General features: G+C 28.4%; 6 protein-coding genes and 1 pseudogene. All 7 read left to right on the top strand.

What is annotated here, in order from left to right:
- Positions 1 to 42: 42 nt before the first annotated feature.
- Positions 43 to 375, top strand: a complete 333-nt coding sequence (locus ACSVC9_RS12000; RefSeq protein WP_446897704.1) for a hypothetical protein — start codon at positions 43 to 45, stop codon at positions 373 to 375.
- 58 nt (positions 376 to 433) lie between these two features.
- Positions 434 to 8,269: a phage tail tape measure protein gene (locus ACSVC9_RS11995; RefSeq protein WP_446897703.1), complete on the top strand. Its 7,836-nt coding sequence runs from the start codon at positions 434 to 436 to the stop codon at positions 8,267 to 8,269.
- Positions 8,270 to 8,759: 490 nt separating this feature from the next.
- Positions 8,760 to 9,395 (top strand): recombinase family protein, encoded by a 636-nt coding sequence (locus tag ACSVC9_RS11990; RefSeq protein ID WP_446897702.1) that lies wholly within the window; start codon positions 8,760 to 8,762, stop codon positions 9,393 to 9,395.
- 268 nt (positions 9,396 to 9,663) lie between these two features.
- Complete coding sequence (locus ACSVC9_RS11985) at positions 9,664 to 10,179, top strand: hypothetical protein (protein WP_446897701.1); 516 nt, start codon at positions 9,664 to 9,666, stop codon at positions 10,177 to 10,179.
- Positions 10,180 to 10,265: 86 nt separating this feature from the next.
- Positions 10,266 to 11,132, top strand: coding sequence for a tetratricopeptide repeat protein (locus ACSVC9_RS11980; RefSeq protein ID WP_446897700.1), 867 nt, complete (start codon positions 10,266 to 10,268; stop codon positions 11,130 to 11,132).
- A gap of 126 nt (positions 11,133 to 11,258) precedes the next feature.
- A complete protein-coding gene (locus ACSVC9_RS11975; RefSeq protein WP_446897699.1) occupies positions 11,259 to 12,947 on the top strand; it encodes a cell wall-binding repeat-containing protein in 1,689 nt (562 codons plus the stop codon).
- 112 nt (positions 12,948 to 13,059) lie between these two features.
- Positions 13,060 to 13,212 (top strand): annotated as a pseudogene (locus tag ACSVC9_RS11970) (GMP synthase (glutamine-hydrolyzing)); the annotation flags it as partial.
- Between the last annotated feature and the right edge of the window lie 207 nt (positions 13,213 to 13,419).

The following is a 13,419-nucleotide window of genomic DNA, read 5'->3' as shown; positions in this document are numbered from 1 at the left end:
TGTAGAATATAATATAAATTATAATATTAGGAGATGAAGATTATGATTTATAAATTTGTAAATAGAAGACAAGAACCATATTCAACTAAAAAAGGCGAATATAAATTAAATGACATTGTAGAAATAAAAGAGGAAGATAACAAAGTATATTATAGAATATATTTAAATAATGCACCTTTTTATGTAAAAGTACCAGCAGATATTATTTTATTAAGCCAAATAAAAGATATAACATGGACTAAAGAACCTAATACAAAAGTTATTAAAAGTAATAGTGCTAAAGAAATATATCTTAGTGAAATATTAAAAAGATTTGGTTATAAAAGTGAAATTTTTGATGGTGTTATTAAAGATTTAGGTGAAATGCAAAATTAGAACTCTCAAATGAGTTCTTTTTTTTATACAAAAAATTAAATCGTGGGAGGTAATAAATTTGAGTGGATTAAAAATAGGGTGGGACGCATCTTCACTGAATAGTTTAAAGATGCAACTTGTTGAGCAAATAGAAAAAATAAAACAACAAAAAATTGAACTAGGGGTTAATATAAAGGATGATGCTGTACTAAAACAGCTTAATTCTATGTTGGATGCAATAAAAAATGTAAGGGATACCGCTGCTAAGCCAATAGATATACAGGTTAATGCCAGTAAAAGTAAAGAGGAATTAGCTGGAATTAAAGGTAGTTTTGAAGATATTATTAATACTTATAAAGATTTGGGGCGGATTAGTGTAAGTCCTATATTTGATAAAAATGGAATGATAAAGAGTTTTACTGTGCAATTGCAACAATTAAATGGACTTATTGATAAGGTTAAGTATAATGCTAGTGAATTTGTAGACGGCAAAAACTCTATGACTCCAATATCTTTTAATGTAGACAATATAAAAGAAATAAATGATCTGGATAAGACATTTACCAAAGTGGAAGATTTTAAAAACAAATATAATAATGTTGTAAAAGAATTACAGGGAATTAAAATTGATTCTATAGTGGAATTCCAGAGGCAATTGAATTCTCTGAACATAAATAACTTTAAAGAAAAAACAGGTGAAATAAAGAATACATATGATCAATTATTGAGTGAGCAGAAAAAGTATACTGAGGGAATTAGGCAGCAACAGCAATTAAATAATTTTGTAAATACCCAGCAAAATAAATTAAACAATGTTAGGTCTGGTTACAGTGGTAAATTAGATGCTGGAAGTTTCCAATATGATGGATTAGAGACTACATATAAATCTTTAACAAATGAATTGAATACATATAAAAAAGCTGAACAATCACTTACTGCAGAGCAATCCAATGACATCAAAAATAGAATTAACTATTTTAATAGGGAAAAAAGCTCTATTATTAATGTAACTAATACTATTAAACAGCAAGAAACAGCATTAAATACTTTGAGATCTAAATTTGGAAGTATTATTCCAGATAGTAAAATAAATGAGATAAAGTCGCAAATGAAGGGGTTATATATTTCAAGCAATTTTAAGGGAGAGTCCAATGCTATTTCCCAAGAAATAGAGAAATTGAAACAATTAGCAAGTGAAGTGCAAAGAGTCAAGGGCTTTGGATCTAGTATAGGTACTTTTAGCGGTGCAGGTATCAATATGAATTCTAGTTTCCAAGATATTGAAAAATTTGTTCAAGGTACGGTTAGTGCCAAAGCTTCTATATCTTTTATTAATGAAGGTGTTGATTCTCTAGGGAATAAAATAAAAACAGTTAATTATACAATAAATGAAGGTAGTGGAGTAATTTCCAAGAATAAAATGACAATAGATGATAATACCCAAGGTATCTATAAGTTAAATACTGGCCTGCAATCTGTAGATGAGAAGAATAGAAGCTTTAGCTCTGGTATTGCAAATAGTGTAAAGAGCTTATTAGGTTTTAGCGCTGCAAGTACAGCGGTTTATGGTGGAATAAACCAAATTAAATCTGCAATCCAGAATGTTGTTGATTTAGATAAATCGCAAACAAATATACAGATAATAACAGGAATGAACGGAAATCAAGTTAAGGGACTTACTCAACAGTTTTCTGATTTAGCTTCACAGTTACATAGTACAATTGGAGAAATGATGAATGGTTCAGAAGAATTTTTACGTGCTGGTAAAACAGTAGATCAAACTAAAAATTTATTAAAAGCTACTACTATAGGAGCTACTTTATCAGGACAAACAAACGAAGAAGTATCTAATCAATTAATAGCAATATCGAATGGTTTTAGAATGAATACAGATGATGCAAAAGAAATGACATCTGTAATAGATAAATTAACAAAAGCAGATAATTCTAGTGCAACAAGTTTTAAAGAAATAAGTACAGCCATGCAGGGTTCATCTGCAATGGCACAATCTGTAAAAGTAGATTTTAATCACTTATTGTCTTATATAAGTACTGTTTCCAGTGTTACAAGAGAAAGTGCTTCTAGTATTGGTGAATCATTTAATGCTCAATTTGCTCGATATCAAAATGTTAAAGGCGGAGAAAAATTTGATGCTTATGGAGAGGATTTATCGAACGTTGAAAGAGATTTAAATAAATATGCAAATGAACATATCAGATCGGATTCTGGTACATTTAAATCTTATGAGATTGTATTAGATGATCTAGCAAAGAAATGGAAGAATCTTGATGAGGTTAGTAAGGCAGCAATTTCTAAGGCAATGGCTGGGGTTAATCATGCGAATGATTTTCAAGTATTAATGCAAAACTATGATAAAGTAGAAGGGATGCTAAAGGATGTAGGTAACAGTGCTGGATATGCAGAAGATAAATTCAATAAGATATATTCAAAAAGTACTCAAGCTAAAATCAAGGATTTGCAACATGCCATAGAAAATTTATATCAATCTATGGTAAATAGTGGTACTATAAATAAAGCATTACAAGGATTAACAAGTTTCATACATACATTGGATACTTTAACTACAACTGCACCAAAATCAGGTATAGCATTAGCAGGATTGGTAACTGCATTAGTATTGGTTATAAAAAATGCTAGTGCAGTTAGCGGGATGTTTACTAAAGCTGGAATCATATTAACTTCTTTTATTAATATATCTAGTAAGGCAGGAATAGTAACTGGTTTGGCAGATGCATTTAGTATATTAGCAACATCTATAAAAGGAGTTACATTATCATTATTGACAAATCCTTTAACATGGTTAATAGCTGCTATAGGAATAGCAGGTGGAGCAATAATAGCTCATATACGAAAGCAACAACAGGAAAAGGAACAAGTTGATAAATTAAAAACATCTTATGAGGGATTAACGCAAGCAATGAAAGATAATGATAATGCGGGTATTAAAAATTCATCAACAGATTTAAAAAAATCCCAAGATACTTTACAAAATCTAATCAAACAAAAAAATGAGTTACAAAGAAACTCAAATAATCCAGTTAATACAGGAGATCCTAGAGTAGATTCTGCAATAAGTAATGCTAATACAAATAAATTAGATAGTGTGAATAAAAAAATAAAAGAGCAAGAAAAAGTATTAAAAGATGCAGGGTTGGCATTTAATGAGACAACTGGTGAAATAATAGCTTATACAGTTGCGCAAAGTAGAATAGAATCAAATAATGTTATTAGTAAAATTGAAAAAACAAGTCAAGCAGAAATAAGTCATAAAGATTCGATAATATCATTAGGTAGTGAATATGAAAAATTGCAAAAAATATCTGTTCCTAATGCAGATATACAGGATAGAATGAGTTCTATAGCAACAAAATTAAGTAAAGAAGTTGCAGGATTAACTACTGAAAAAGATAAAGACGGTAATGTTACTATAAAAAATAATGGGTTATTAAATGCAGAGATAGGTATACTTGGTAAAGAAGGAGTGTCTGTAAATGATTTGAAAAAAATTAAATTAGATGCTGCAAAATCTGCTGAACAAGTACAAGTTGGAGAAACAGCTATGACTTATGCTCAAGCAAAAGCAAGAATGCAAATATTACAACAAGAAGCCAACAATAATAAGGCATTATTTAGTGGAGATGCTTTTCAGAAAGATCCTTTTTTTAAAAAGAATTCTGATAAAACAGCAGATAGTTATAAAGCATCAATAGACAATATACAAAAAAGTTTATCTGCTGTAGATGAAATATATGATGATGCGAAGAAATCTACAGATGATTTAGATAAATCTAATAAAGATTTTGCTATATCAGAAGATAAGGCAAGTGATTCAACAAATAAAGCAACATTAGCAGTTAAGAATGCTACAAATGCTTTGAAGGACTATCAAAATCAAATTAAAGCAGTAGAAAATGCTATAAAAGATTATGATTATAGTTTAAGTACAATGGATGAACATTCAAATCAATATATAGCAACATTAGAGAAAAAGAAGCAATTATTAAAAGAAGAATTAGCTTTAACTCAACAGGGTGTGGCAGCTGGTAATGCGCAAGCTGATAATTTAAGTAAATTAGCTAGTTATGAAGGAGGAAGCACTTCAACTACAAGCACTTCTGGTGGATGGACAGGAAAATATTCTAATTGGATAAATGATGCAGGAAACAAAACTGGTATAGATCCTGTATTAATTGCAGCTATTATTCAAGATGAAAGTAGTTTTAATCCAAAGGCACATAATGATAGTTCAGGAGCAACAGGATTAGGACAATTTCTATTATCTACAGCACAAGAAGTAGGATTACAAGATAGGACAGATCCAAAAGCATCAATATATGCATTGGCAAGTTATTTGAGGACAAGAATTAATCAGGCAGGTAGTGTTAAAGGTGGAATAAAAGGTTATGGTGAAGGTACTGATGCTTATTATAATAAAGTTATGTCCATATATAAGAATTTTAAAGGTGGGGACATCAGTAGTGATGCTAGTGGTAGTAATGAAGCTTCTACCTATGAATCTGGATATGAGAGTATATTGTCTGAAACAGAAAGTTTAAAAGGTAATATAGATAATTTAAAACAGCAAATAGACGAAGTAGTATATGCTCAATTACAAGCTAAAATGGGACAATTTGATGACCAAATTGATATTGAGGAGAAAAAAGCTAGTATTGCTAAATCAAACGTTGATTTATATAGTGAAGGTTCACAGCAAAAGGTTAATTATTTAGATCAAGAAGCAAAAGCAATCAATGCTCAATATAGTGCTATGGCTAAGAAAGAAGAATTTATTCAAAATTCTATAAAGAATGGTGGATATAATCAAAAAGTGATAGCTGAATTGAAGAAGGATTTACAAGAGGTACAAGATACAGAAGTCCAAACAATACAAAATTTACATGATGTGTTCAGTAGTTTTATTGATTCTAGATTACAAGCTAGAATTACAATATATAATAATGAATTAGATATATTAAAAGCTAAATTTGATTTACTTGATACTCAAGATAAAGATAATTATGTTGACAAATTGGATATTGAAAAACAGGAATTAATCCAACAGGAAAAAGTAAAAACTGGAATAATAGAACAAATGCAATATATTGAACAATTAATTGCTAAAGAAAAATATGAAACAACTAAACAATTGTATCAATCTAAATATGATGATCTTAATAAAAATTTATTAGATGTAGAAAAAACTGTAGCTGAAATACATAATACGATAGAAGAGTTAGATTTAGAAAACAAATTAAAAGAGTTTACTGATAAAGTTACTGATCTAAAAAATAAATTGTCACAATTAAATGATGTAACTGATAAAGGATATTCTGAAAAAATAGATATTCTTAATAATATAATTACGAATGAACAACAGGAAAATGGAATAATTGTTCAACGTATAAAGTTATTACAAGATGAAGCAAGCAGATTTGCAGATGGTTCAACAGAAAAAATTAATTTATTAGATCAAATAAATGATTTAGAGCAAAAACAAAGCGATACTCAACAAGAAATAATTAGTAATGAAAAACAATTAGAACAACAGGCAGAAAATCAAGTATTAAATTTAGTTGAGAATCAAATATATGGTGGAAAAACAAAACAGGAATTTGAGGATACAATAAAAATTAGACAAAATGCCATAGACGCTGAATTAGAAGCTATGGACAAACAGAATCAGGCATTAGAAGAACAGGAAACCAGAGATAAAAATTTACTTGATTTAGAAGAATCAAGAATCAAACTACAACAGGATCAGAATAATAAAAATGTCCAACAATTAACACAAGACAAGAATGGAGATTGGAATTGGACATATGTAGCTGATCAATCTGTAGTAGATCAAGATGAAAAAGATTTAAGAGATAAACAGCAATCAAATAATGATTGGGAAAGACAGACAGCACAGCAACATAAACAAGATCAATTAAATGATGAAAAAGAACAATTACAACAAGAAATTCAGATTAGACAAGATACCCTTGATAGGATAAAAGGAAATATAGAAACAGCATTTAATGATCAAGAGAATTTATTTATGAATGGACAGACAGATATAAATACAATTATTCAGAACAGTTTATCTCAAATGGAAGATTTATATGGTGTATCTTTTGGCAATATTGTAAATACAGTTTCTTCTTCAGTTGGATCAATATTAAGTGAAATAGGGAAATTAAATCCTGATTTTGTTAATGCTCAAACTGGTATGCAGAATATGGTAAATCCACAAGAATTAACAAATGAAAGTCATATAGTATATGGTAGTGGAGTTGATTTAGAGAATGCAAAATCTATATTAGGTAATAGTGGATATGTATATAAAGATATAAGTAAAATGTCACCTGAAGACATATCGAAATTACAACTTACTTCAAATGATATAGTTGTAGGAGGGGAAGCAGTAACACAAGGATTAAATCAAGGAAGTGCAACTAGATTATGGGGAGCTAATAGGGATGCTACGAAAGAGCAAATAGCACAATATGGAATTGATAAAGGTGGAACATATGTAGTAGTAGGATCTAGAGTAGATTTAGATAATGCTAGAGCAACATTTGGAGATAAATACAAATATATTGATATAGTTGATATGTCGGAAGAAGCTAGAAGTGGATTACAATTACAAGGTGGAGATATAGTTGTAGGAGGTCAGGGTGCAACAGCAGGATTAAATTTAAATGGAGCGACTAGATTAGCTGGAGCAAACAGACAAGAAACCGCAAATGCAATATCAGATTATGCTAGTGGAGAAGTGGCAAAAAAAATCAAAGTATATGCAACAGGAGCAGATTATCAAAATGCTATAAAAACATTAAATTCTAGTTTATATGATGTAATAGATACTGCAAGTAAAGAAGTTAGTAAAATACAATTAAATGCAGGAGATGTAGTGGTAGGAGGAGGACTTGTAAGTCAATTACAGGGGCAAATTGATCAAACAGGAGCAACTGCAATTTATGGTAAAGATAGAAATGCTACTTTGTCTGATTTAGAGAAATTTAAACAGCAACAATTAAGTACACAGAAAAAGTATGATCAATTAACTACACAACAAACAAGTACTTCTACCACACAACAGACAGTTATTATCAAAGATGCACAAACCAAAGAATCTTATGCAATAAATGTAGGAGCAAATACTAATTTAGTAACTATTACGCAAAATATGGAAAACATTAATGATGTAGCTTATAATGGTATGGGACAATTAGTACTTACTGTAAATGATAATGTAAATCAAGCTATAGATTCATTTCAAAAATTAGCAGATGCTATGGCAGCAGTAGGAATGGCACCTGATTCTACAAGCCCAATACAAATAGGAAATGTCAGTACAAAACCGTATGAATTTGCTACGGGGACGGATGCAGATATATTAAAAGCTCAATTTGGAGATACATTAGATGTATACCCTGGTACAGGTTTTAGTGGTAGACCTGGTACAACTAGATATGATACTAATAAGTTATATCTTGAAGATATAGCTAAAAAATGGGGACTTGTACCTAAAAATTCAAATGTGGATTTAAGCAAATTTGATACAGGAGGATATACAGGAGATTGGTCAGAAGATACAGGTAAATTAGCCATGTTACATAAAAAAGAAATAGTATTGAATCCATCTGATACAGAAAATTTTATGTTAGTAGTTGATGCATTAAGGAATTTTAGTATTGAACAATCTACATTTAGTAATAATATAGTACCATTTACTGCATCAGATTTAAAAGGAGATATTAATAATATTAGCAATGAAAATAATTCTACAAAACAGGAGATACATAATCATATAGGGCAAGTAGTATTTCCAGGCATTAAAAGTGGTATAGATGATATAATAAATGCATTCACATATAAATTACCTGCGAAAATTGTTAAGATGCAATAATAATATAATTATAAAAAAACCACATGTATTCACACATTTAGTTAAATTTTAAATTGAATACAATAATATTAGAATAAAAATTGACTTAAAGTAATGTATTACTATATTTCATCGATACAAAGTATAAAATCATTATCGATAAAATACATTAATACATTACTCATATTAATTAATAATTATTATTAATTTGACTTGATACATGATTATAACGATAAAAGTATTAAAATACTTACTAATACTCCTATTTATTACTGATATCTTTATAACACAATTATATAAATGCCGTTTATAAAGGTATACCTTTAAAGACATATTGAAACATATTATATTTACGTTTATAAAGATTACTAAAAATATTTATAAACGTTTATAAAATATTATATACCTTTGAAAACAAGTATGATATAATTAATATATAGTGCGAGTTGTGAAACAGCACGTAAATGTGTGCTGTTTACTCAAGAAATAAATAAACGGAGGTATTAATTATATGAACAACAAAGTATTTGGATATGTAAGGGTATCTAGTAAAGATCAAAATATAGATAGGCAAATAAAGGAAATGCAAGATTTGGGAATCACTGAAAGAGATATATTCATTGATAAAGTTAGTGGTAAGAATTTTGATAGACAACAATATCAAGCATTAAAGCAGTGTCTTCGTGAGGGAGATTTGCTTTATATTAAGTCATTAGATAGGTTTGGAAGAAACTACAAAGAAATAATGCAGGAATGGAATAATATAACTAAAGAAATAAAAGCGGATATAAAAGTAATTGACATGGATTTGTTAGATACCACAAAAAATAAAGATTTGTTAGGAACTTTTATAAGTGATTTAGTGCTACAAGTATTGAGTTTTGTTGCGGAGAATGAACGCAAAAATATAAAACAACGTCAAGCTGAAGGAATAGCGATTCTAAAAGCTAAAAATGGCGGAAAAGGAATAGGAAGACCACAATTAAGCTTAAATACACTTGCAGACAATCAAAGAGATATATTAAAAAGGAATTATAATAAATGGAGTAATAAGGAAATAACAGCAGTGGAATTCATGAAGATGTTGAATTTAAAAAAGAATAGTTTTTATAAAATAATTAAACAGTACAAAGAGGGTTTAAATTAAACCTTCTTTTTTCATATCATTTAATAAGAATCAATGCTCTTGGATAGCTAGGTTATGGGGGGCTATTTACAATATTTAGGGGTATTAGAACTTAGAAATAGGCCTTAGTACATCTACGCACACATCTAATTAAAATTTCAATATAATTGAAATAAATCTTAAAGAAAATTTTTAGTATATTAGCAGGATTTTACTGCCATTTGTAGAATTATAGATAATGTATGAATAAAATGTTAATAAACAGGGATAGAGGGAGATTACATTTATTATGCAAAAGCATAGAAAAAAACAGATATTTTTAATTGGGTTTTCAATTATATTACTTTTAATATATAAGATTGTTTTATATATTTCAGATCAACAAGGTTATGTTTTAATAGAACCATATAGGACTAATTTTTTAGTTTTATTAATTATGCTTGTTATTGTGGCAATTGTTGTAAGTGTAATTATTGAATTGAGTGATCACTCTTCTATAATTAAAAATGATATTAATGATGATGCTAATAATGAAAAAATTAAAGTAAAGAATACTATATTTTTTGTTATAGCTTTAAAAGCGATTGCAGTTATCCAACTAATAGCGGGGATTATTTTAAGCATAATTATTTTACAAGATACGTCAAATTTAATTATTGATGATTTGTATATTAAGATAATTTCTATATCTATTATAATTAGTTCAATAATAGTATTTATTTTTTTAATGTTAGTTTCTTATACTGCTGAAAATATAGCAGCAATAAGAGTGAATTCTTATAAGGTATTGAATAAAAAAAATTAAAAATAGTAGATTAAAGTTAGGGTAAAAGCTCATTGGTTATTCTTGTATAAGATTAAAAGCAAATAAGAATATAAGGGGAGATTAATATGGGAAAAATTAAATTGTCTTTAAAGAAATATAGAATTTTGATTGTGGTAGTAATAACGGTAATAGTATTGATAGGTATAGGATTTGGTACATATAAATATAACAAGGTACAAGCATATAATAATTTAGTAACTACGGCAAATAAATATATGGCTCAGGGTGACTATGATAAAGCTGAAGCTTTATTTGAGCAATCATTAAAGTATAAAAAGGATTCCTCAATTGAAAAAAATATAAAGTTAGCAACAACTTTGAAGAAATTTAAGGGAATCTATAATGATGGAATGAAATTAGTAAATGATAAAAAGTATTTAGAATCTATAGAAAAATTTAAGACAATAGATAAGAACGGTTTGAAATGGTATACTGATGCTCAAAAAGAAATTACAGAATGTAAAAAGCAATATATAGTACAAAATCTGAAATTGGCAGATAATGCATTCAAAAGTAATAAATATGATGATGCCAATGAGTATTTAGATGGTGTATTAAGGTTGGATAGTAATAATGCGGATGCTAAGAAACTAAAAAATTCAATACTAGAAGCTATAAGTCAAAATCAGAAAAATTCCGAGTTAGTAGAACAAGCTAAACAAGTGTCACAAAGTAATGCTGGACAAACCAATGTGCAGAATAGTAATACAAGTAATGGTGAAACTAATGAATATTCTAGTAAAATAAGCGATATAGATAATGAAATAAAAACAGTAGAGAGTTCTATTGAGGATTGTGATTATGAATTAAGTACATTAAATGATCATAGTGAAAAGTATATCCAAACATTAGAAAAGAAAAAGGGATTATTACAACAAAAAATTAATTTAATTCAACAAAAAAATGAATTACAAGGGCAAATACAAAAGTAAATTACTTAGAATAAATGAATAATATGAGTAAGATTAATAAGAGGAACTGGATCTAATCAAACATTAGATGAAGGACAAATTAAATGTGATATGGATTAAATATTTTAGAAATAAGGGGGATTTATTGTGCTAAATAAAAGAATAAAAGCTATAATTATATCAGTTACAGTATGTACAACTTTATTATTTTCTGGAACGGTATTTGCAGATGGAAGTATTCAAACTGAGAGATTAAGTGGTCAAGATAGGTATGGAACGAATACTGCAATTATAGATAAAGGATGGGTGAAAACGCAATCTGTTATTTTAGTAAATAGTCGGATGTATGCAGATGCTATTGTCTCTGCTCCATTATCAAAGAAATATATAGCACCAATTTTATTGACTGATGGTAATGTATTATCTAGAACTGCAAGAGATAAGATCCAAAGTTTGAGTGCTAAAAATATTTATATTATTGGTGGTACTGGAGTTATATCTTCAAATATTGAAAATGATTTAAAATCACAAAGATATAATGTAGTCAGGATAGCTGGACAAACTAGATACGATACAAGTGTACAGGTGGCAAAACAACTTGGAGGGAATAATGATGTATTTGTAGTTGATGGAGATAAATGGGAGGATGCTCTATCTATAGCTCCTGTTGCAGCAAATCAGCAATCACCTATATTATTAGCTAATAAAGATAGTGCTGTTGATAGTGTTAAATTTTATCCAGTTGAAAATGGTCTTAGGACTATAACCGTTGTAGGAGACAATAATTTTATAAGATCGAACGGGATAATTAATAGCTATGGATCGTTTTTTACGATATCAGGAAATAATTCTTTAGATGTAAATAAAGCTATTATAGATAAATATAAAGATAAATTGGATTTTGTGAAAGTATTTTTAGCAAGTGACTCCACATTTGCAGATGCACTATCAGGAAGTGCTTTAGCAGCATTAAATAATAATCCTATAGTATTAGTAGATAATAATAATCAAGATAATGCCAAATCTACAGTTGATAATAATAAATCAAATATAAAAACTATTAGTGTATTAGGTGGAACTGGTGTAATAAGTGATATTCTCGTCAATAATATAGTAAACAATACAAATAATAATAGTAACAACTCAGGCAATAGCAGTAATACGAATACAAGTACTATTCCCAATTATTATTCATCTTTACATTCAAATAGCAAAGGGCAATTAACTAATTTTAGTGATACTGCGTTAGTACAAGCAGTGTTTAATAATGACATAGTACAATTATTAAATAATGGATTTGATACTATCTCAAATGTTGAGATAACACAATTCTTAGATTTTATAAAACCATTAGGTAAGACAGATCAAATAATAACATTTTTAGAACAGGCAGTTTCAGAGGCTGACTATGTCTCTACAAATGTAGACAGCCATAAAGGAATTGTTATGCTAGGATATAAAACTACTAATAGTTTTTTACCTATTTCAAATGTTACAATTGAATATAATAAAGATTCTAATACCTTGGAATTGTATATGCAAACTCTTCCTACTATTCCTAAAGATATATTGTATAGTTTAAGAGATAATATTTTACCTATATTTTCAAATGATAAAATAACTTTATTTAATCAATGTCTGGATATTGAGCAGGACAATATTAATCAACTGCAAACCAGACAATCAGAAATGCTAAATCTTATAAATACAAGTAAAAAGATGAATACATTGTTATATACTGGGTTGAATAAGCAATCTCAAAATTATGGTACAATTATAAATGGGATATATGCAAATACAACTTCTCTAAATACCTTTATAGTTTTAATAAAATAATATTGATACAAACTAAATATGAATATGTAATTCTGTTTACATGAAAAATAGCAAATGATATAATAATTATATATAGAAATCATACACTACTTTGAGTGAAAAATCATACACTACATCTTCTGATGCTATGACATCGGATTGGGCCAAGATACCATATGAGGTACTTGACAAAGTATCAAGAAGGATAGTAAATGAAGTGAAAGGTGTAAACAGAATTGTCTATGACATAACAAGCAAACCTCCTTCTACTATCGAGTGGGAGTGAGGAAAATCAAGGGCTTCAGCCATTTATGAATTTAAAGTAGTGTATGATTTTCAACAAAAAAGTTGATTGTTATACACTACTTTATTTATGGGGAGATTAAAAATGGTAAGAATAAACAAATTACAATGAAGTTAAAAGGGGGTAAAAGATAATGAGTATCAATAATTTTGATAAGTTGGAATTACCAAATGCTACGATGGAGAAGTA

The organism is Clostridium sp. LBM24168, from assembly GCF_052953915.1.
Note: the sequence above shows the minus strand (reverse complement) of the source record. Positions and strands in the feature narration are given on the sequence as shown.

Coding starts and splice junctions, on each gene's coding strand:
- ACSVC9_RS12000 (WP_446897704.1), top strand. CDS start 43: ATGATTTATAAATTTGTAAATAGAAGACAAGAACCATATTCAACTAAA.
- ACSVC9_RS11990 (WP_446897702.1), top strand. CDS start 8,760: ATGAACAACAAAGTATTTGGATATGTAAGGGTATCTAGTAAAGATCAA.
- ACSVC9_RS11985 (WP_446897701.1), top strand. CDS start 9,664: ATGCAAAAGCATAGAAAAAAACAGATATTTTTAATTGGGTTTTCAATT.
- ACSVC9_RS11980 (WP_446897700.1), top strand. CDS start 10,266: ATGGGAAAAATTAAATTGTCTTTAAAGAAATATAGAATTTTGATTGTG.